Source organism: Phreatobacter oligotrophus, assembly GCF_003046185.1.
Lineage (GTDB): Bacteria > Pseudomonadota > Alphaproteobacteria > Rhizobiales > Phreatobacteraceae > Phreatobacter > Phreatobacter oligotrophus.
Genome location: NZ_PZZL01000006.1, coordinates 202,061 through 221,751 on the forward strand (window position 1 = coordinate 202,061; position 19,691 = coordinate 221,751).

General features: G+C 69.7%; 18 protein-coding genes and 1 pseudogene. 4 read left to right on the top strand and 15 right to left on the bottom strand.

All coding sequences use genetic code 11. From position 1 onward, the window contains the following. Positions 1–110: 110 nt before the first annotated feature. Entirely contained in the window at positions 111–992 is an 882-nt protein-coding gene (locus tag C8P69_RS15415) for a tetratricopeptide repeat protein (protein WP_108178315.1), read from the top strand. Positions 993–1,334: 342 nt separating this feature from the next. Here the strand turns inward: C8P69_RS15415 and C8P69_RS15420 are convergent, their stop codons facing one another. The 9 genes and pseudogenes from C8P69_RS15420 to C8P69_RS15460 form a co-directional block, all read right to left on the bottom strand. Continuing rightward, positions 1,335–1,814, bottom strand: coding sequence for a GNAT family N-acetyltransferase (locus C8P69_RS15420; protein ID WP_170118263.1), 480 nt, complete (start codon positions 1,812–1,814; stop codon positions 1,335–1,337). Further along, complete coding sequence (locus tag C8P69_RS15425; protein ID WP_108178317.1) at positions 1,811–2,098, bottom strand: DUF3303 domain-containing protein; 288 nt, start codon at positions 2,096–2,098, stop codon at positions 1,811–1,813. The genes C8P69_RS15420 and C8P69_RS15425 overlap by 4 nt, the downstream gene beginning before the upstream one ends. 84 nt (positions 2,099–2,182) lie before the next feature. After that, positions 2,183–3,586 (bottom strand): NAD(P)(+) transhydrogenase (Re/Si-specific) subunit beta, encoded by a 1,404-nt coding sequence (locus C8P69_RS15430; protein ID WP_108178318.1) that lies wholly within the window; start codon positions 3,584–3,586, stop codon positions 2,183–2,185. Positions 3,587–3,590: 4 nt separating this feature from the next. Beyond that, on the bottom strand, positions 3,591–4,073 hold the full coding sequence (locus tag C8P69_RS15435) for a proton-translocating transhydrogenase family protein (protein ID WP_108178319.1): 483 nt from the start codon (positions 4,071–4,073) through the stop codon (positions 3,591–3,593). A 12-nt stretch (positions 4,074–4,085) separates the two neighbouring features. Further along, the gene (locus C8P69_RS15440) at positions 4,086–5,297 is read right to left on the bottom strand and encodes a Re/Si-specific NAD(P)(+) transhydrogenase subunit alpha (protein ID WP_108178320.1); all 1,212 of its coding nucleotides are present in this window, start codon (positions 5,295–5,297) and stop codon (positions 4,086–4,088) included. A 172-nt stretch (positions 5,298–5,469) separates the two neighbouring features. Further along, a pseudogene (locus C8P69_RS15445) lies at positions 5,470–5,601 on the bottom strand (aa3-type cytochrome c oxidase subunit IV); the annotation flags it as partial. An 83-nt stretch (positions 5,602–5,684) separates the two neighbouring features. Continuing rightward, on the bottom strand, positions 5,685–6,296 hold the full coding sequence (locus tag C8P69_RS15450) for a DUF1036 domain-containing protein (protein WP_108178385.1): 612 nt from the start codon (positions 6,294–6,296) through the stop codon (positions 5,685–5,687). Between the two features lie 71 nt (positions 6,297–6,367). Continuing rightward, on the bottom strand, positions 6,368–7,228 hold the full coding sequence (locus tag C8P69_RS15455; protein WP_108178322.1) for a lytic transglycosylase domain-containing protein: 861 nt from the start codon (positions 7,226–7,228) through the stop codon (positions 6,368–6,370). After that, positions 7,225–8,133, bottom strand: coding sequence for a DMT family transporter (locus C8P69_RS15460; RefSeq protein WP_108178323.1), 909 nt, complete (start codon positions 8,131–8,133; stop codon positions 7,225–7,227). Before C8P69_RS15460 ends, C8P69_RS15455 begins: the two co-directional genes overlap by 4 nt. A gap of 134 nt (positions 8,134–8,267) precedes the next feature. Here C8P69_RS15460 and C8P69_RS15465 point away from each other — a divergent pair, with 134 nt between their 5' ends. Continuing rightward, positions 8,268–8,513, top strand: coding sequence for a DUF2312 domain-containing protein (locus C8P69_RS15465; protein WP_108178324.1), 246 nt, complete (start codon positions 8,268–8,270; stop codon positions 8,511–8,513). 26 nt (positions 8,514–8,539) lie between these two features. On the opposite strand, the gene C8P69_RS15470 is transcribed toward C8P69_RS15465, so the two are convergent. From C8P69_RS15470 to C8P69_RS15495, 6 genes are all read right to left on the bottom strand, one after another. After that, positions 8,540–9,412: a DMT family transporter gene (locus C8P69_RS15470; RefSeq protein ID WP_108178325.1), complete on the bottom strand. Its 873-nt coding sequence runs from the start codon at positions 9,410–9,412 to the stop codon at positions 8,540–8,542. A 144-nt stretch (positions 9,413–9,556) separates the two neighbouring features. Beyond that, on the bottom strand, positions 9,557–11,347 hold the full coding sequence (locus C8P69_RS24270) for a peptidoglycan L,D-endopeptidase MepK (RefSeq protein ID WP_245902066.1): 1,791 nt from the start codon (positions 11,345–11,347) through the stop codon (positions 9,557–9,559). Positions 11,348–11,583: 236 nt separating this feature from the next. Then, on the bottom strand, positions 11,584–13,224 hold the full coding sequence (locus C8P69_RS15480; RefSeq protein WP_108178326.1) for a L,D-transpeptidase family protein: 1,641 nt from the start codon (positions 13,222–13,224) through the stop codon (positions 11,584–11,586). A gap of 138 nt (positions 13,225–13,362) precedes the next feature. Next, a complete protein-coding gene (locus tag C8P69_RS15485; RefSeq protein WP_108178327.1) occupies positions 13,363–14,844 on the bottom strand; it encodes a sigma-54-dependent transcriptional regulator in 1,482 nt (493 codons plus the stop codon). A gap of 100 nt (positions 14,845–14,944) precedes the next feature. Then, complete coding sequence (locus C8P69_RS15490; RefSeq protein ID WP_108178328.1) at positions 14,945–15,961, bottom strand: glycosyltransferase family 4 protein; 1,017 nt, start codon at positions 15,959–15,961, stop codon at positions 14,945–14,947. A gap of 5 nt (positions 15,962–15,966) precedes the next feature. Continuing rightward, complete coding sequence (locus C8P69_RS15495; RefSeq protein ID WP_211353834.1) at positions 15,967–16,794, bottom strand: UDP-2,3-diacylglucosamine diphosphatase; 828 nt, start codon at positions 16,792–16,794, stop codon at positions 15,967–15,969. Between the two features lie 182 nt (positions 16,795–16,976). Between C8P69_RS15495 and C8P69_RS15500 the strand changes: the two genes are divergently transcribed. Both C8P69_RS15500 and C8P69_RS15505 read left to right on the top strand, forming a co-directional pair. Further along, positions 16,977–17,657 (top strand): class I SAM-dependent methyltransferase, encoded by a 681-nt coding sequence (locus C8P69_RS15500; protein ID WP_108178329.1) that lies wholly within the window; start codon positions 16,977–16,979, stop codon positions 17,655–17,657. A gap of 123 nt (positions 17,658–17,780) precedes the next feature. Beyond that, a complete protein-coding gene (locus tag C8P69_RS15505; protein ID WP_108178330.1) occupies positions 17,781–19,625 on the top strand; it encodes a M3 family oligoendopeptidase in 1,845 nt (614 codons plus the stop codon). Positions 19,626–19,691: the final 66 nt, after the last annotated feature.

Consider the following 19,691-nt stretch of genomic DNA (forward strand, 5'->3'; position numbering starts at 1 on the left):
GCCGATTCGTTTCCGGACCGTCGCCCGCCGGATGGGATGACGGATCCAAGAGGCCGGGCCACGGGGGCTGACGGCGAATGACAGGGCGCAGGCAGATGGGGCTGAGGGACATGGCCGCACGGACAGACGGACTGACCGCGCCGCGCCTCCTGCTCCTGGCGGCGGTCATCGCCCTCGGCGGCTGCAGCGCCACCAGCGGCGTCACTTCCCCCGGTTCGACCACCGGCGGCGACGACACGGAATCCAGCTATATCGGCTCCACCACCAACCTCGCCTCGCTCGGTGAGGTGGTGCAGCGCAATCCGAACGACCCCCAGGCCTTCAACATGCGCGGCACCGTGCTTGCCCGCACCGGCCGGAACGCCGAGGCGCTGGCGGACTTCTCCCGCGCCATCCAGATCGATCCGAACTACGCCCAGGCGCTCGCCAACCGCGCCCTCGTCCATCGCCGCATGGGACGGCTTGACCAGGCGCTCGCCGACTACAACCGCGCCATCACTGCCGACCAGAACTACGCGGCGGCCTATGTCGGCCGCGGCAACATCTACCGCGCCCAGAACCGGCAGGGCGAGGCGCTGGCCGACTATAACCGCGCCATCCAGATCAACGGCTCGGACGCGCAGGCCTATCACAACCGCGCCCTCGTCTGGGCGGCGCAGGGCAACCACCGCCAGGCCGTCGAGGATTTCACCACCGCCCTCGGACTCGCGCCCAACAATGCCGAGCCCTATTACGGCCGCGGCCTCAGCTATCTCGCCCTCGGCGATGCCAAGAGCGCCCTCGACGACTTCAACGAGGCGGTGCAGTTCGAGCAGCGCAATGCCGACCTCTGGGTCGCCCGCGGCCAGGCCCTGGAGCGCACCGGCGACAACGAGCGGGCGCTCGGCTCCTACACCAAGGCGATCAGCATCGAGGAGAACCATCCCGGTGCGCGCGAGGGCTTCAGCCGCCTCGGTGGCCGCGCCGGCCAGACCTACCGCCTGTTCAACTGAGGCGAAGGGCCGCTCTGCCCTTCAATCCCGCGCCTTCTCCAGTCAATTCGAGCCGCTGGCGTTTGCGAGTGGGCGAGGTTGGGGCTGCACGGCGCAAGTGCGTCCTTCGAGGCTCGCTGTCGCTCGCACCTCAGGATGAGGGGGGCAGCGATTGGCAAGACGCTCAACCGGTCCCGCCAGCCTCGCTAACCCGGCGCCCCTGCACCTCCACCCGATCTGCCACGCAAAACTATCCTCATCCTGAGGTGCGAGCGACAGCGAGCCTCGAAGGACGCACTTGCCGGCTGCAGGGCGGCCCTGTGGGATCAGGAGAGCCCCTTCTCCGCACTTAAAGTCCCTGCCTCACTCCAGGTCCTTCGCCAGTTCCATCACGGCGGGACGGAAACCGAAGCGCTCATAGGCCTTGCGCGCCACGTGGTTGCCGACGATGGCGCCGATCATCAGGCGCTTGACGCCATGGGCGCGGGCGAGCCGCTCGGCCTCCTCCAGCAACGCCGTGCCGATCCCCTGCCCCCGGTGCCGCTCGTCCACCACGAGCTCGGACACCCAGGCGACCCGGGCGATCTCCGAGCGCAGATAGGGCTGCGGCTGCTCCAGCACGAAGCACATCATGGCGACGACCTCATCGCCATCCGCCGCCACCATCACCGCTCCGCCGTCGCGCGCCACACGCGACAGGTCCGCCTCGAGACAGGCGGCAGCGGCCTTCACGTCCCGCGCCCGGTCGGCGGAGATGCCATCCTCGAAAAGGTTGAGCTGGTGGACGAGATCGATCACCGCCGCGCGGTCGCCGGCCTCGAAGGGGCGGATGACGAGGCTCATGGCTCGCGGTCCAGATGCGGCGCGACCACGGCGCGGGTCTGGTCGCTGGGCACAACCGGCACGATCTCGAAGGTCACGCCCGAGCCACGCCAGGACAGCACCCATTCCTGCAGCAGGCGGGCATCGTCGCATTCCATCAGCTGGAAGCAGCGATCGAAATTCGGCTCGATCCAGCTGCCGACATACGTCAGCCCCTCAGGGAGCGAGCGGCCTGCGTCGCGGACGCGGCGATAGACCGGGACGGGATCGCAATTGGCGAAGCGCTCGATGACCATGAACAGCATGTCGTCGCCCTGAAAACGAAAAGGCGGAGCCTATCGGCCCCGCCCCTGGTCCTGCAATGTGACGCTGCCGCCTTCAGAAGCCGCTCAGTGCGCCAGCGCCTTGACGATGCTCTCGACCATCTTCTTGGCGTCGGCGAGCAGCATCATGGTGTTGTTGCGGTAGAACACCTCGTTGTCGATGCCGGCATAGCCGACGCCGCCCATGCCGCGCTTCACGAAGAGGATGTTCGCCGCCTTCTCCACGTCGAGCACCGGCATGCCGTAGATCGGCGAGGTCTTGTCGGTCTTCGCCGCCGGGTTGGTGACGTCGTTGGCGCCGATGACGAAGGCGACGTCGGCCTGTGCGAACTCCGAGTTGATGTCCTCGAGCTCGAAGACCTCGTCATAGGGCACGTTGGCTTCCGCCAGCAGCACGTTCATGTGCCCGGGCATGCGGCCCGCGACGGGGTGAATGGCGTATTTCACCTCGACGCCCTCCTTCTTGAGGAGGTCGGCCATCTCGCGCAGGGCGTGCTGGGCCTGGGCCACCGCCATGCCGTAGCCCGGCACGATGATGACCTTCTGGGCGTTCTTCATGATGTAGGCGGCGTCCTCGGCCGAGCCCGCCTTGAAGGGCCGCGCCTCGGCGGACGCGCCCGCCGCCGCATCCTCGCCGCCGAAGCCGCCGAGGATCACGGAGATGAAGGAACGGTTCATCGCCTTGCACATGATATAGGACAGGATCGCGCCCGAGGAGCCGACCAGCGCGCCGGTGATGATCAGCGCCGTGTTGCCGAGCGTGAAGCCGATGCCCGCCGCCGCCCAGCCCGAATAGGAGTTGAGCATCGACACGACCACCGGCATGTCCGCGCCACCGATCGGGATGATCAGCGTCACGCCGATGACGAAGGAGAGGATGACGATCAGCCAGAAGGCGAGCGTGCTCTCCGTGCGCATGAACACGATCAGCAGCAGCACGATGGCCGCGGCCAGCGCGATGTTGATGAGGTGGCGCTGCGGCAGAAGGATCGGCTTGCCGCTCATCCGCCCGTCGAGCTTCAGAAAGGCGATGACCGAGCCGGTGAAGGTGATGGCGCCGATGGCGACGCCAAGGCCCATTTCAAAGAGCGACAGGCCCTTGATCGTGCCGCGGGTGCCGATGTCGAAGGCCGTCGGCGCATAGAGCGCCGCCGCCGCGACGAAGACCGCCGCAAGGCCGACGCCGGAGTGGAAGGCGGCGACCAGCTGCGGCATGGAGGTCATGGGCACCCGGCGGGCGATGACCGCACCGATGCCGCCGCCGATGCCGAGGCCGGCCAGGACGAGGATCCAGGCGCCGATCCCGGCGGGACGGGCATAGGCCAGCGTCGTCAGGACCGCGATGGTCATGCCGATCATGCCCATCAGGTTGCCCTGGCGGGACGTCGAGGGGCTCGACAGGCCGCGAAGGCTGAGGATGAACAGGACGCCGGCGACGAGATAGAGGAGGGCTGCGAGGTTCGCTGACATCGGTTCAGCCCTTGTTCCCGGCCGGCTTGTCCTTGGCCTTGTACATCGCAAGCATGCGCTGCGTGACCAGGAAGCCGCCGAAGATGTTGATCGCCGCCAGGACGAGGGCGATGAAGCCGAAGATGCGCGCCAGCAGCGTGCCGCTGTCCATCACCTGCACGCCCACCGCCAGCAGGGCGCCGACGACGATGACCGAGGAGATGGCGTTGGTGACCGACATCAGCGGCGTGTGGAGGGCCGGGGTCACCGACCAGACCACGTAGTAGCCGACGAAGACGGCGAGCGCGAAGATGGTGAGGCGGAAGACGGTGGGGTCGATGGCCCCGCCGGTGGCGGAATGAACCGCAGCGCCGGCAACGGTCGCCACCTGGTCCGCCATGGCGGTGGCCTGGTCGGCGGCGAGGCGGGCCTGTTCGGCGGCGATGCGCGCGGCTTCAGCGGCGCTGCGGGCCCGTTCGAGGGCCTGGTCTGGCGTGAGCGTCGTCATGCGTTCCCTCGATCAGGCCTTGGTGGACTTCTTGGGCGCGGCCTTGGGCTTGGCCGGCGCCTCGCTCGCCGCAGACGCGTCCGCGGGCAGTGCGGCGGCGGCTTCGGCGAAGCTCGGATGGACGACGGCGCCGTCGCGGGTGAGCAGCGTCGCCTTCACGAGCTCGTCCTCCCACGGCACGACCACCGACTTCGTCGCCTTGTCGATCATGATCTCGAGGAAGGCGAAGAGGTTCTTGGCGTAGAGCGAGGAGGACGTCGCGGCGAGGCGGCCGGGCACGTTGGCATGACCGACGATCTTCACGCCATTGGCGGTCGTGACGATCTCGCCGGGCTGGGCGCCCTCGACATTGCCGCCGCGCTCCACTGCGAGGTCGAGCAGCACGGAGCCGGGCTTCATCGACGCCACCATGGCGGCGGTGACGAGGCGCGGCGCGGCGCGGCCGGGGATCAGCGCCGTGGTGATGACGATGTCCTGCTTGGCGATGTGCTCGGCGACGAGCGCCGCCTGCTTGGCCTGGTACTCGGCCGACATCGGCTTGGCGTAGCCGGCGGCCGTCTCGGCCTGCTTGAACTCGTCGTCCATCACCGCGATGAACTTGGCGCCAAGGCTCTCCACCTGCTCCTTGGCGGCGGGGCGCACGTCCGTGGCGGTGACCACCGCGCCGAGGCGGCGGGCGGTGGCGATGGCCTGCAGGCCGGCGACGCCGGCGCCCATCACGAAGACCTTGGCGGCCGGAACGGTGCCGGCGGCGGTCATCATCATCGGCAGCGCGCGGCCGAACTCCGAGGAGGCGTCGATCACGGCGCGATAGCCGGCAAGGTTCGCCTGGCTCGACAGCACGTCCATGACCTGGGCGCGGGTGATGCGCGGCATCAGCTCCATGGCGAAGGCGGAAACGCCGGCCTTGGCCATCGCCACCAGGGCGGCCTCGTTGCCGTAGGGATCCATGGTGGCGAGCACCACGGCGCCCGTCTTGTAGGCCTTCAGCTCGGCGGTCGAGGGACGGCGCACCTTCAGCACCACGTCGGCGCCGGACACGGCATCCGCGGCGAGCGAGGCGCCAGCCGCCTCGAAATCGGCATCGGTGATGCCGGCCGCCAGGCCCGCACCGGGCTCGACCACGACGTCGGCACCCAGGCCCTTCAGCCGCTTCACCGTGTCGGGAGTACCGGCAACGCGCGGTTCACCCGCCTCCGTCTCCCTGGGGATCGCGATCCGCATCGAATGCTCCTCCGCTCCACCCTGGACGGGCGTGTTCGAAGGGCTGTTGTGGCAGTCCGCAAGACACCCGCCGCCCCTCGAAGGCGGGTGTTCCGGGTCTCCTCGGCGCTATCCCATGCAGGGATAAAGCTGGAGACGTTCCGTCACATACGACGGGTCAGAGCAGGAAGATCGCCATCAGGGTCATCAGGATGACCAGGGAGATCGTGCCCCACTTGGTCAGGCCCGTGAAGAAGGCATAGGTGCGCTCGTGCTCGGCGTAGTCCATCGGAGCGGTGCCGTCGACACGCGGTTCGGAGGCCATGGTTCAACTCCCTGCAAGCCAGCCCGGTATGGATTGACGCGTAGCGCAAGGCGGCGGGTCTTGCAACGCACTCGGCAGTCGCATCACCGCGGCGCCGTGAAGGCCGGCACGCCCCCCTGGACCGTGCCCGAGCCGGAGGGGCCCGCGGGCGCATTGGGCAGCGGCGTCGGCCGGGCCGGCGTCGCGGCCGGCACCGCATCCGGACGGCGCTGCGGCGTCGGCGGCTGGCCCGGCGAGGCCATGGGCGGCTGCGTCTGCGGCCGCTGGCCTTCATCGGTCAGCTGCACCGTCCACTGCCGCTGGTCCTGGGTGTCGACCTCGAAGAAGCCGAGGCGGTCATAGCCGCGGGCGAGGCACTGCTCGATGCCGCGGATGGTGAATTCCTTGTCGCGCGAGCACATGAAGGCCCGCCCCGACCATTCGCCGCCCTGGTCGTAGTCGACGGCGTAGAGATAGTAGAAGCGCGCGACGAGGGGACCGCGCAGGATGATCTCGCAGGAGCGCGGCGGAATGTTCCACCAGCCCTCGGTGGTCCAGCCCTCGCCGTCCTTGTAGCCGATGGCGGCGCCGACACGGCTGCCGGTGGAATTGCACAGGCGAAGGTCGGCGCTGGCCGCTGTCGTGCCGGCGAGCCAGAAGCCGCCCGCGAGAAGGCCGAGAAGAAGCGCAAGTCCACGGAAAGGGGTGCGAGTCATCGGCGCCTTGTGGTCCACCTCTTTGGCTTTTCCTTGATACCGCAGGACCTGTCAACGAAGGCGGGAAAGCTTCAGTTGCGCAGCACGATGCAGGCCCCGCCGGCGGCACGGATGCGGTCGCACAGCGTGTTCGCCGCGGCGCGAGTCGGGGCCGGCACGCGCACCCGGTAGAAGACCGCCCGCCCCCGGTGCCTGAGGCGCGAGCCGAGCACCATTGGCTGGACATCGCCGAGGATGCCGGCGAGGCGGCCGCGCGCCCGCTGGTAGCTGGCCAGCGCCACAGCGCGGGAGAAATTGCCGGCAAGCTGCACGCCCCAGGGCGCGAAGGGCCCCTCGACGCCGGCCAGCATGTCGCCCGGCCGGCGCAGCAGCGCGGTGACCATCAGGCAGGGATGCGGCGGCTGGTCCTGCACCTCGCCGGCGGGCGATGCGCGGCGTCGGCGGTCCTCCGCCCAGTCCTCCGCCGTCCGGGCGGTGATCTGGAACACATAGGACTGGGTCTCCATCGGCAGGCCACCGCGGCCATCGAGGAAGGTCTGCACCCGTGTCGGCCCGGCATTGTAGGCGGCGGCGGCGAGGCCGAGATTGCCGAACTGGCCCCTCAGATCGGCGAGCAGCGCGGCCGAGGCAGCGATCGCCTGTTCGGGATCGAAGGGATCGGCAAGGCCCCGCTCGCGCGCCGTGCCCGGCATGAACTGGGCGACGCCCTGCGCGCCCGCCGGGCTCACCGCGCGGATGCGGAACCGGCTTTCTGCCCAGATCAGCCGCGTGAAGAAATGGATGGGCAGGTGGTGCCGGCGCGCGCCGGTCTCGATCAGCCGGCAGATGGCCTGTTCCAGCGTCTCGACCGTCGCGCCCTCCGCCCTCGCCGCGCCCGGCCGGGTCGTCAGCACGACCGCGACCAGCAGCAGGAGGGCCGCCAGACGCCTCATCGCGGCCGCGCCACCCAGATCCCCAGCATGATCGAGGCTCCGCCGGCGACCTGCGTCAGGGTCAGGGCCTCGCCCAGCACCGCCCAGGCGAAGACGGCGGCGATCACCGCCTCGAGAAAGATGACCAGCGAGGAGAAGATGGTGGGCAGCGTGCCGAGCGCCACCGACAGGAGCCCCTGCCCCGCCGCATGGGTCAGCATGCCCAGCGCCAGCACGGCAAGCCAGCCCTGCGTCGTCTGCGGCAGGATCCGCGGCTCCAGCGCCACGGCGATGACGAAGAGCACCGCCGCCGTCACCGCGCTGGACTGGAAGGTGAGCCGCGCCGCCCCGTGCGTCGCCCGCCCTGCCCGCACGGCATGGAAATAGAGGCCGAAGAAGACGCCGGTCGCCAGGCCATAGGCGTCCCCAAGGAGCCGGCTGCGATCGACCTGCAGGCTGTCGCCGAGCAGCGCCGCGCCGCCCGCAAGGCACAGGGCGAGGCCCGCCACCGTCGACCCGGAGATGCGGTCGCGGAACCACAGCCAGGCCACCAGGATCACCCAGACCGGCGCGGTCGTGGCTAGGAAGGTCGAGTTGGCGATGGTCGTGTTGAGGATGGAGAGGTGCCAGAAGAACAGGTCGCCGGCGAAGAACAGGCCGGCGAGGCCGACAGCGAGCGTCGGGCCGGGGCGGTCCGGCCGGCCGCGGTCCTCGATCCGCATCCACAGGAACAGGACGGGCAGCGCCAGCAGCGCCCGCCAGAAGGCCGAGGCGAAGGGGCCGACATCGGCGAGGCGCACGAAGACAGGCGAGATTCCGAGCGCGATGGCCCCCGCCGCCAGCGCCAGATAGGCCCCGGCGCGGGAGACCGGCACCACGGGAGCTGCGGGAGCGACGGGATCGGAGGGGGACGGCGAAGCGGTCATGGAGCCTTGGCCAAGCGGGTCGCCGATCCATAGGCAGCCCGCGGCCTGTGGACAAGCGCTCCGCGGCTTGACCCGGCGGGCTGAATTCGCGAACCAGTGCGGCTCCCGTTCACCCACCCGATCCGGAGCAGGGCATGGTCGATACCCAGAGCGTCGCCGCCGATCAGCTGAAGTCCATCATCGAGCGCATCGAGCGGCTCGAGGAGGAGAAGAAGGCGCTGTCGGACGACATCAAGGACGTCTACGGCGAGGCCAAGGCCAACGGCTTCGACACCAAGGTGCTGCGCAAGATCATTTCGCTGCGCAAGCAGGACCGCGACGAGCGCATGGAGCAGGAGGCGATCCTCGAGCTCTACCTGCAGGCTCTCGGCATGGCCTGAGGCCTTCCGGCCTCGTCCCCCCTCGGTCAGCCCGGCTTCGGCCGGGCGGCCCACATGGCGATCCCCGCTGCGGTGATGACCGCGGCGAAGCCGACATAGTCGGCAAGGCTCGGCCGTTCGCCGACCAGCACCATCGCGCCGATCACCCCGACCACCGGAATGGCGAAGGTGGTGAGCGAGGCCGCCCCCACCGACACGCGGTTCAGCAGCGTGAACCACAGCCAGTAGGCCATCGCCGTCGCGCCGATCACGTGATAGGCGATCGCGCCCACGACCCGCGGCGACAAATGCGTCGGCATGGTCTCGCCGCTCAAGACATAGCCCACCGCCGCGATGGCCGAGGCCAGCAGCAGCTGATAGCCAGTCATGGTCACCCGATCCGCGTCGATCGGGTGTGACTTCTGGTAGACCGACCCCGCCGCCCAGCTCACCGCCGCGATCATCGGGAAGAGAATGCCGAGCGCGCTGATGCCGCCAGTGAAGACCGGCGCGGCCAGAACCGCGATGCCCGTCAGTCCCACCAGCAGCGCCAGCAGCCGCAGCCGGTCGAGCCTCTCGCCGAGGAAGGCCCAGGCCAGGACGATGGCCCAGAGCGGCGTCGTGAAGGTGAGGATGGCCGCCCGCGACGTCGTGGTGTTGAGCTGGGCGAAGACCACCGCGAGATTGAACAGGGCGATGTTGAAGGCGCCGGAAATGATCAGCGGCACCCAGGAGGCGCGGGCGACCTTCAGCGACCGCCCGAGCAGCGCGGCGAGCGCGATGAGGATCAGCGCCCCCGCGCCCATGCCCACCGTGCGCAAGGCGAAGGGCGGGACCTCCGACAGGCCGATCTTCACCGCCGGCCAGTTGAGCCCCCACAGCACGGCGAGGGCGACGGGAATGAGGCGGGTGAGATCCATGGCATCCATCGGCGCCGGACGGGGCGTGGCCCCTGAGGGGCCACGCGGCGTGAAGAACGGCGGACAGCGACGATGCGACGGGCGCGGGATGGTTCGCCACGGGCTGCGGTGCAGGGCAGGCGCGCTTGCCGCGCCTGACGGGGCTCAGCGCGAGAGCCAGGCGCCGCGCTGACGGGCCGGAGCGGCCGGCTCGGCGAATTCCAGCGTGCGGAGCGAGGCGACGGCCTCGCCGCTGAAGCGCTGGGTCGGCACAGTGGCCGGGGCGGCCGACGAGAAGGTCATGGCGACGACCTGGGCCGGCTGCTGGAGCAGTTGGCGCTCGCGCGGGTCCGGCGCCTGCAGGGCCGCTGCGGGAACGGCGCGATCGGTGGTCTGGCGGGCGAAGACGAGGGTGCCACGCGGCCCGTTGATGTTCGGCGGCACCATGGCGGGCGCGGCGACGCGGGTCGGGCGGGCGGCGGGACGCGGCGCGGTGGCGGGGGCCGCGGCAGCCTGGACAGGAGCATGGGGCGCAGCCCGCACGGCCTGGGCTGGGCGCGGCTGCGGACCCTGGAGCGAGCCCTGGCCGGGCAGCGTGACCGGCTGCGACGGCGAGGCGAAGGCCAGAGCCATGGCCGGGGCGGGCTCGCCCTCGGCCTGGCGGCCGCGCTGCTCACCCGTGGTGATGAGCGGCGGCAAGGTGGGCTGCGCCGAGGCGGCGGCGAGGACCTGCGGACGCGACGGCGGCAGCGGGGCCTGGGCGACCGTGGTCGGCTCGGCAAGGACGGTCGGGCGGGTCGGCGGCTCTGGCGCCTGGGCCACGGCATTGCCGGGCAGAGTCGGGCGCGCGGCGGGCAGCGGCGCGGCGACGAGGCGCGGCTCGGCCTCCTCCTCCGCATTGCCGCGCAGGCGCTCGGCGGCGGGCGGCGCGCGCAGCGGCAGCGGAGCGGCAGCGATCTGCATCCGCGGCGGGGCATTGGTGACGATCTGCACCGGTCGGCCCGGAGCCGGCTGGTTGATCGTGGTCGGCACCGGCTGGGCCGGTGCGGCGGCGGCGGGCGCCGGAGCAGGTTCGGCGGCGGGCGCCGGGGCCGGAGCGGGGGCCGCCGGCTGGGGCGCGGGCGCAGCCTGCTGCTGGCGGTTGCCGAACAGGCCGGCGAAGAGGCCCATGGACGAGCTGCGCTGGCGAACGACGCCGCCGCGGGCGCTGTCGTCATCGTCGTCGTAGCTCACGGCCTCATCGGCGCGGGAATCATAGAAGCGCGAGGCGCTGCCGCCGCGGGCGCGCACCATGGCCAGCGCCGTGTCGAAGCCGGCCATCGGGCGGCCATCGGACGGGATGTGGACGGTGCGACCGTCAGGGAAGAGGCGGGCGAGATAGTCGCGCGACACTTTCGGCCAATGGCGGACCGAGCCGGTGTCCATGTGGACGAACTGGTTGGCCGAGCCCGGGTAGAAGCCGACGCCGCCGCGCTGCAGCAGCATGCCGGCCTCGCGAACACGGGTCATCGACGCGCCGGGGATGTAGAAGTCCATCGCCTGGCCGGTGATGTGCCGGGACTGCTGGGCGACGGCGCGGGAGCGGCGGCGCAGCATCGCGTTGGTGCCGGCGGAGCGATAGGCCGAGACGACGTGGATCTGCGACTGCGCGCCGACCGAGCGGTAAACCTCCCAGACGATGTCGAAGAGGTGCGGATCCATCCGCGTCGGCTCGTCGCGACGCCAGTCGCGCAGGAACCAATTGAGCTTGTTCAGCGCATCCTGGTCGTAGCGGCCGTTGCGCTTGAAGGTGATGAGGATCTCCTCGCCCGTATGCTTGTGCAGCATGGAGAGGGTGCGCGTATCGCCGTTGGCGACGACGGTCTGCGTCGAATTGCTGATGGCGATCAGGAAGCCGACACCGAGAGTGACGGTGGCGCAGGCGCGCAAGGCATTGCGCGAAACCAGGCCAGGCACGGTTCGGTGGAATGAGGGCACTATGACCTGGCTCTGTCGCTGCACGAGGCATGGGACCAGGGCCGTCGGACGGCCATGGTGAACGCATCATCGCCGGGAACGGTTAAAGATCCCTGACATCCGTCAACGGCGCGCAAACCATGCGACCGTTCACGGCAGCGTGAGCGGTAGGCAGCAAAAGTGGCGAAATCATGCTGCGGCACGCACGCCCCCTGCCCGCGTGGTGAACGAAACCTTCAGCCGCGCACCCCCGTCAGGGCGGCACGGACCCGGGCATTGTGGCCATAGACATCCGGGAGCTCAACAAGCTTTCCTGTCGCATCCACTGTCATGGTGAAATAGACGAGGTGGATCGGAATGGCCTGGCGGAAGCGCACCGTGCGCTCGCCCGAGCCATAGATGCTGCGCATCCGGGCCGTGGACCAGCTGTCGCCGGGCAGGGCAATGCCGAGCAGGAGCTCGGCCAGCTCCTCCGGGTTCTGCACGCGGACGCAGCCATTCGACAGCGCGCGATTGCTGTGGGCGAAATAGGAGCGCGACGGCGTGTCGTGCAGGTAGACCGCGTGGCGGTTGGGGAACATGAATTTCATCCGCCCCAGCGCATTGGCAGTGCCCGGCGGCTGGCGGAAGGAGTAGCGGCCGATATTGGCGGAGGCCCAGTTGATGGTCGAGGCATCGACCACCCGGCCGCCCTGCATGACCTGGATGCCGCGGCGGGCGAAATAGCCGCCGTTGCGCGCCGCCGAGCCCAGCATCGAGCGCCGCACGATGGAATGCGGCACGTGCCAGGACGGGTTGAAGACGATGAAGCTCATGGCGTCGGAGAAGACCGGCGTCTGCGTCTCCGGGCGGCCCATGACGGCGCGGGTGCGATGGATGACCTGGCCCTCGCGCACCACATTGACGTGGTAGTCGGGCGAATTCACCCAGATATGGGTCTCGCCGAGGGTCCGCGGCAGCCAGCGCCAGCGCTCCAGATTGGCGATGAGGTCGCGCTCGCGCAGCGCATGGAGGCGCGACGCCTCGGTCGTCGTCATCTCGCGGCGCTCGCCGCGCATCTCGATGAGCTTGGCGCGCAGCGCCCGGAAGCCCTCGTGCGGCGGGTTGAACCCGTCGATGGCGGCGGCAACGTCCGTCGCGCCGGCAAGGGTCGTCAGCGCCGCGCTGGTCTCGATGCGCGGCGGCGCCACGTCGAAATAGCCTGAGAGGCGCTTGGGGTCGGTACGGCCGCCGGAGGCGTGGGAGGCATAGCGCGCCACGGCCTGGGCCAGCGCCAGTTCGAGGCGGGCGACGCTTTCGGCGTTCCGTTGGCCCGTCGGCAGGTCGATGCGATAGGCGGAGGGGTCGAGCCCGTCCTCGCCGGCCCGGGACAGGCGGTTCAGCACCTGCTGGCCGCGCTCGGAGATGATGCCGTCCTTGACGAAGAGCGGCTGGTAGGCGCGTCCGGCATAGAAGGGATTGAAGCCCTGCTGCAGGGCCCGGTCGCCGCCCGGCCGGGCGAGCAGCACGCGCAGCTGCTGGGCAACGCGCTCGGCGGTGATGGCGGGATCAGGCTGGCCGGCCTCCACGAGGCTCGGCGGATCGTCCGGCATGGCGGCGAAATCCGCCTCGGTCGGCTGCGGCACCGGCGGGGCCTGCACCGTCTCCGGAGCCTCGTCGTCGGGATTGTTGGCCTCGGCGACGAGCGGCGAGACGGGGAAGGCGGCAAGACCGAAATCGGCCGGCTTCAGCGGACCGACCTCTCCGAGCTCGGGGCGCGGAATGGCCTGCTCGACCTCCCAGGCCGCGAGACGGAACCGGTCGGCCTCCTCGGCACGGGTCGCGAGCCCCGTCGCACCCACCAGGGCACAAGCGAGCAAAGCCGAGCGCAGCTGCATTCCCGTCCCCTCACGTCCCGGCGAATCCGGCCGGATCGCCCATTCTTTGAAACCGCCCGTTTTTCCGTCATGTGTCGCGGAGCGATCAAGCCACGAAGTCTTGGTCCTCCGCGAATTCCGCGCCGCGCGGCTTCGAGGTCACACCTCCTCGGCGGCCTCCGAGCCTTCTTCGAGGCCGAGATCCTTCAGCTTGCGATAGAGCGTCGAGCGGCCAATGCCGAGCCGGCGGGCGACCTGCGACATCTGCCCGCGATAATGGTCGATGGCGAAACGCAGCGCGTCGGTCTCGATCTGCTCCATCGGCCGGACATGGCCGGCCTCGTCGACCAGCGCGATGGAGGCGCCCGGCACGATCATGGCCGGCTGGGCCATCATGGCCGGCTGGATGCTGGGGGCGGCGATGACCGGCGGCGGGGCGAGCGGCACCACCACCTCGTAGCCATCGACCTGGGCGGCGATCTGCGGGAAATCGGCGACCGACAGCTCATCGCCATCGCAGAGCACGACGGCGCGGAAGACCGCATTCTCCAGCTGGCGGACGTTGCCCGGCCAGGGATAGGCGGAGAGCAGGCCGAAAACGGCGGGCTGGACGCCGCGGATGCGCTTGCCTTCCTCCGCCGCGATCCGCGCCAGGAAATGTCGGACGAGGTCGGGAATGTCCTCGGCCCGCTCGCGCAGCGGCGGTAGGGTCATCGGGAAGACGCAGAGGCGGTAATAGAGGTCCTCGCGGAAATGGCCGTCCTTCACCGCCTTGATGAGGTCGCGGTTGGTGGCCGAGATGATGCGGATATCGACCTTCACCGGGCGCTTGGCGCCGACCGGGTCGACCTCGCCCTCCTGGATGGCACGCAGCAGCTTCACCTGCGTCTCGAGCGGCAGCTCACCCACCTCGTCGAGGAAGAGCGTGCCGCCATGGGCCTCGACGAACTTGCCGGTGTGCTTCTCGGTGGCGCCGGTGAAGGCGCCCTTCTCGTGGCCGAACAGGATGCTCTCGACGAGGTTCTGCGGGATGGCGCCGCAATTGACCGCGACGAAGGGCTTGCCGCGGCGCTCGCCGGAGCCGGCAATGGCGCGGGCGAGCAGCTCCTTGCCGACGCCGCTCTCGCCCTCGATCATCACCGGGATCATCGAGGCGGCGGCCTTCTCGGCCATCTTGAGCAGCGGCTGCATCCGCGGCGAACGGGTGACGATGTCCTTGAACGACAGCGTGCCCTCGGCCTTGCGCTTCAGGCGCTGCACCTCGGCGACGAGGGCCTCGGTCTTCAGGGCGTTCTTGATCGAGACGGAGAGGCGCTCGGCGCCCACCGGCTTCACCACGAAATCGGTCGCGCCCGCCCGCATGGCGTTGACGACGGTGTCGATGCCGCCCTGGCTCGTCTGGACGATGACCGGCTTGACGATGCCTTCCTCGCGCATGGCGGCCAGGACGCCCATGCCGTCACGCTCGGGCATGACGAGGTCGAGCAGCACGAGGTCGATCGAGTCACCCTCGGCGGCGAGGACCTGCATCGCCTGCTCGCCGTTCTCGCACATCCGCGGCTCGTAGCCGAACTTGCGCACCATCGCTTCCACCAGCCGGCGCTGCACCGGATCGTCGTCGCAGATGAGGATGGTGGTCATGGGCATGCACTCCCGATGCGGATGTCTCGATTCGGGAGAAGGTGGTTGTCGCCGCTTAAGGTCGGGTTAACGGCCCTCTAACGCCCTGGCCGGGAACGGATCAGGCCGCCCGCGCGACGCTCGCGAAAGGCGCAAGCGCGCTGGCGAACTGGCGCGCCGCGGCCTCCCAGCTGCGGGTCAGCGCGAAGGCGCGGCAGGCCGCCCGGTCCAGCGTCAGCGCCCGGCGAATCGCCACCGCGAGATCGGCATCGAGCACACCGACCGCCGGATCGGTGATGACGTCGAGCGGGCCCGCCACGGGGAAGGCCGCCACAGGCACGCCGGAGGCGAGCGCCTCCTGCATGACATTGCCATAGGTATCGGTCAGGCTCGGGAAGACGAAGACGTCGGCGCTCGCATAGATCTCGGCAAGCGCCTCGCCGGTGCGCGAGCCGAGGAACACGGCCTCGGGATGGCGCTGCTCCAGCGCCACGCGCTGCGGGCCGTCGCCGACCACCACCTTGGTGCCCGGCAGGTCGAGCGAGAGGAAGGCCTCGAGGTTCTTCTCTACCGCGACGCGGCCGACGCTCAGCATCAGCGGGCGCGGCCAGGCGACGGGCTCAAGGTCCCGTGGCCGGAACAGCCTTGAATCGACGCCGCGCGACCAGACCGACAGGTTCCGGAAGCCCCAGGAGGCGAGCTCGCGCCGCATGGTCTCGGTCGGCACCAGGGTGCGCGAGGCCGGCCCGTGGAAGTGGCGCAGCCAGGCATAGGTCAACGCTTCGGGGACGGGCGCGCGGGCCCGCACATATTCGGGATAGCGGGTGTGATAGCTCGTGGTGAAAGGCAGGCGCCGGGCCATGGCCCAGCGCCGCGCCGCATGACCGATCGGCCCTTCCGTGGCGATGTGCAGCGCGTCGGGGGCGAGGCGGTCGAGCCGCTCGGCGACCGCCGCCCCCGCGCCGATGGCAAGGCGAATGTCCGGATAGGTCGGCAAGGGCCAGCTCGGCAGGCCCTCGGGGGTGATAAACTCAACGCTGTGCCCCAGGGGGCCGAGCGCCGCCGCCGTTTCGGTCAGCGATCGGACCACACCGTTGATCTGCGGGGCCCAGGCATCGGTGGCGAGGGCGACGCGCATGGGCCTCAGGCCTCCACCTTGGGCCGCCCGGGCATGGCGAGCGGCGTCGGCACGAGGGCCGGCTCCTCCTCCGGCAGGCTTGCCGGAGAGGCGACCGGAACGGTCCAGCGGATGATCTCGAAGCGGCCGTCGTGACTCTCGGCGAGCGCGGTGCAGCTCTCCACCCAGTCGCCGCAATTCATGTAGCGGATGCCGAGCTGGTCCTTGATGGCGGCGTGGTGGATATGGCCGCAAATGACGCCGTCGACCTTCTGGCGGCGGGCCTCCAGCGCCAGCGCCTCCTCGAAGGCGCCGATGAAGTTCACCGCCTTCTTCACCTTCAGCTTGGCCCAGGCCGAGAGCGACCAGTAGGTCAGGCCGAGCCTGCGGCGGACGAAATTGACCCAGCGGTTGCAGTAGAGCGCGGCGTCATAGGCCCAGTCGCCGAGATGGGCGAGCCAGCGGGCGTGCATGACGACCACGTCGAAGGCATCGCCGTGGATGACCAGGTAGCGCTTGCCGTCGGCCGCCTCGTGGACGATGCGGTCCATCACCTCGATGCCGCCGAAATGCGTGCCGAAATAGTCCCTCAGGAACTCGTCGTGATTGCCCGGCAGGTAGATGAGGTGGCTGCCCTTGCGGACCATGCGCAGGAGCTTCTGCACCACGTCATTGTGGGCCTGCGGCCAGTACCAGCCGCGCTTCAGCTGCCAGCCGTCGACGATGTCGCCGACGAGATAGACGACATCCGCCTCGTTGTGGCGCAGGAAGTCGATCAGGAGTTGCGCCTGCGAGCCTCGGGCGCCCAGATGGACGTCGGAGATGAACAGGGCCCTGTGCCGCTTCACCGTCATGCGTGGCTCCGCCAGATCGTTTGCGGGGAGCCAGACCAGATTCCCGCTGCGCTTTTGTGACAGGTTGCCGGAGCGGCGCGAGACGCCTGCGACATCCTGTCGTCGAACTGTCGTCCGCCGCTGCTAGCGCTCCGCCCTCAGCCGCCCGGGATTCGGCCGGGCCTCATTGCCGGGAGGGCCGCATGGCCGGAGATCTCGATCGCCACACGATGGAACGCGCCTATGCGCGCTGGGCGCCGATCTACGACGCCGTCTGCGGCCCCATCTTCGAGAGCGGCCGCCGCGCCGCGACCGATGCTGCCAAGCGCGCCGGCCGCCGCATCCTGGAGCTCGGCGTCGGCACCGGCCTGTCCTTCCAGGACTACGGCCCGGACCACGAGGTCTATGGCATCGATCTCTCGGAACCGATGGTCGCCCGCGCCCGCGACCGCATGGCGAGCGGCGCCTTCCCGCATGTGAAGGACGTGCAGGTCATGGACGCCCATGACCTCGCCTTTCCCGATGGCATGTTCGACGCCATCACCGCGCAGTTCGTCATCACCCTCGTCGAGCGTCCCGAGCGCGTCCTCGACGAATGCGCCAGGGTGCTGAAGCCCGGCGGCGAGATCATCCTGGTCAACCATCTCTATTCCGAGAAGGGCCTCGCCGCCGCTGTCGAGCGCTGGTTCTCCAAGCACGCCCACGCTTTCGGCCTGCGCCCGGAATTCCCCTTCCACCGGCTCGAGGCCTGGGCGGCAAACCATGGCGGCATGGAGGTGGTGGAGCGCCGCCGCGTCGCCCTGTTCGGCGTCTACACGCTGGTCCGCTTCCGCAAGCGCACCGTCGCCGACGCCGCTCCGCAGGTCTTCGCCGCCACGGGCTGAGCGCCGACGTTGCCGATCGGCAACGGGTCGCGCCAGAGGACTTCGGCCAGCCCCGCGGACATTGATCCGCTGGGACGGAACGCCCATACAGCCTCCTGTCCGCCGCAGCTTCAGGAGGCCCCCATGCGCCGCTCCGTCAACGACGCCGCCTCGAAAAGCGCCGCCTCGCGCGGCCGCGCCGACGAGGCCGTCGGCGCCCTGCCGGAATGGGACCTGACCGCCCTGTACCGCGACATGGACGATCCGGCGATCGGCGAGGACCTGCAGGCCGCCGAGACCGAGGCCATGGCCTTCGAGGCCGCGTTCAAGGGCCGGCTCGAGGCCGTCACCCGCGGCCCCGGCGCGACCGCCGACCTCATGGATGCGGTGACGCGCTTCGAGCGGCTGGAGGACCGGCTCGGCCGCCTCGCCTCCTATGCCGGGCTCGTCTATGCCGGCGATACGACCGACCCGAAGCGGGTGAAGTTCTACGGCGACATCCAGGAGAAGATCACCGCGATCTCCTCCCACCTGCTGTTCTTCACCCTCGAGCTGAACCGCATCGACGACACGCTGCTCGACCAGGCCATCAGCCGCGAGCCGCTGGCGCGCTATCGGCCCTGGCTGGAGGACATCCGCAAGGACAAGCCGTTCCAGCTCGACGACCGGATCGAGAAGCTCTTCCACGAGAAGGCGATGACCGGCCGCGCTGCCTGGAACCGCCTCTTCGACGAGACCATGGCGAGCCTGCGCTTCGACGTGGACGGAGAGAAGCTGCCGCTGGAGCCGACACTGAACCTGCTGCAGGACAGCGCCGAGGAGACCCGCCGCAAGGCCTCGGAGGCCCTCGCCGTCACCTTCAAGGAGAACCTGCGCACCTTCGCCCTCATCACCAACACCCTGGCGAAGGACAAGGAAATCTCCGATCGCTGGCGCGGCTTCGAGGACGTTGCCGATTCCCGCCACCTCGCCAACCGCGTCGAGCGCGAGGTGGTCGATGCGCTGGTCGCTGCCGTGCGCGAGGCCTATCCGAGCCTGTCGCACCGCTACTACCGGCTGAAGGCCAAGTGGTTCGGCATGGACACCCTGCCGCACTGGGATCGCAATGCGCCGCTGCCGAAGGTCGAGCAGCGCACCATCGCCTGGACCGAGGCGCGTGACACCGTTCTCTCCGCCTATGGCGGTTTCTCGCCCCAGCTTGCCGACATTGCCAGCCGCTTCTTCAACGAGGGCTGGATCGACGCGCCGGTGCGCCCCGGCAAGGCGCCGGGCGCCTTCGCCCATCCGACGGTGCCCTCGGCCCATCCCTTCGTGCTGCTGAACTACCAGGGCAAGCCGCGCGACGTGATGATCCTCGCCCACGAGCTCGGCCACGGCGTCCACCAGGTGCTCGCCGCGCCGAACGGCGCGCTGATGGCGCCGACCCCGCTGACCCTTGCCGAGACGGCCTCCGTCTTCGGCGAGATGCTGACCTTCAAGGCGATCCTGAAAGGCACCACCGATCCCGTCCAGAAGAAGGCGCTGATCGCCTCCAAGGTCGAGGACATGATCAACACGGTGGTGCGGCAGATCGCCTTCTACTCCTTCGAGCGGAAGATCCACGCGGCGCGCCGCGACGGCGAACTCACCGCCGATGACATCTGCGCGGCCTGGATGAGCGTCCAGGGGGAGAGCCTTGGCCCCGCCATCGAGCTGAAGCCGGGCTACGAGACCTTCTGGGCCTATATCCCGCACTTCATCCACTCGCCCTTCTACGTCTACGCCTATGCCTTCGGCGACTGCCTCGTGAACTCGCTCTATGCCGTCTACGAGCAGGCCGATTCAGGCTTCGCCGAGCGCTACCTCGCCATGCTCTCCGCCGGCGGCACCAAGCATCATGCCGAGCTCCTGGCGCCCTTCGGCCTCGACGCGCGCGATCCCGCCTTCTGGCAGGGCGGTCTGGGCGTGATTGCCCGGCTGATCGACGAGCTGGAGGCGATGGAGGGCTAGGCGGGGGGGGTTGCGGGAGCGCTCGCGACAATCACAACCTATGGTATGCTCTCGATGGAAGGGAGT

Bases quoted from the DNA above. Each gene is read 5' to 3' on its own strand.
- C8P69_RS15425 (WP_108178317.1), bottom strand. From the start codon at position 2,098: ATGCTGTTCATGGTCATCGAGCGCTTCGCCAATTGCGATCCCGTCCCG.
- C8P69_RS15495 (WP_211353834.1), bottom strand. From the start codon at position 16,794: ATGACGGTGAAGCGGCACAGGGCCCTGTTCATCTCCGACGTCCATCTG.
- C8P69_RS15450 (WP_108178385.1), bottom strand. From the start codon at position 6,296: ATGACTCGCACCCCTTTCCGTGGACTTGCGCTTCTTCTCGGCCTTCTC.
- C8P69_RS15470 (WP_108178325.1), bottom strand. From the start codon at position 9,412: ATGGATCTCACCCGCCTCATTCCCGTCGCCCTCGCCGTGCTGTGGGGG.
- C8P69_RS15420 (WP_170118263.1), bottom strand. From the start codon at position 1,814: ATGAGCCTCGTCATCCGCCCCTTCGAGGCCGGCGACCGCGCGGCGGTG.
- C8P69_RS15460 (WP_108178323.1), bottom strand. From the start codon at position 8,133: ATGACCGCTTCGCCGTCCCCCTCCGATCCCGTCGCTCCCGCAGCTCCC.
- C8P69_RS15505 (WP_108178330.1), top strand. From the start codon at position 17,781: ATGCGCCGCTCCGTCAACGACGCCGCCTCGAAAAGCGCCGCCTCGCGC.
- C8P69_RS15415 (WP_108178315.1), top strand. From the start codon at position 111: ATGGCCGCACGGACAGACGGACTGACCGCGCCGCGCCTCCTGCTCCTG.
- C8P69_RS15435 (WP_108178319.1), bottom strand. From the start codon at position 4,073: ATGACGACGCTCACGCCAGACCAGGCCCTCGAACGGGCCCGCAGCGCC.
- C8P69_RS15430 (WP_108178318.1), bottom strand. From the start codon at position 3,586: ATGTCAGCGAACCTCGCAGCCCTCCTCTATCTCGTCGCCGGCGTCCTG.
- C8P69_RS15465 (WP_108178324.1), top strand. From the start codon at position 8,268: ATGGTCGATACCCAGAGCGTCGCCGCCGATCAGCTGAAGTCCATCATC.
- C8P69_RS15490 (WP_108178328.1), bottom strand. From the start codon at position 15,961: ATGCGCGTCGCCCTCGCCACCGATGCCTGGGCCCCGCAGATCAACGGT.
- C8P69_RS15500 (WP_108178329.1), top strand. From the start codon at position 16,977: ATGGCCGGAGATCTCGATCGCCACACGATGGAACGCGCCTATGCGCGC.
- C8P69_RS15455 (WP_108178322.1), bottom strand. From the start codon at position 7,228: ATGAGGCGTCTGGCGGCCCTCCTGCTGCTGGTCGCGGTCGTGCTGACG.
- C8P69_RS15440 (WP_108178320.1), bottom strand. From the start codon at position 5,297: ATGCGGATCGCGATCCCCAGGGAGACGGAGGCGGGTGAACCGCGCGTT.
- C8P69_RS15485 (WP_108178327.1), bottom strand. From the start codon at position 14,844: ATGACCACCATCCTCATCTGCGACGACGATCCGGTGCAGCGCCGGCTG.
- C8P69_RS15480 (WP_108178326.1), bottom strand. From the start codon at position 13,224: ATGCAGCTGCGCTCGGCTTTGCTCGCTTGTGCCCTGGTGGGTGCGACG.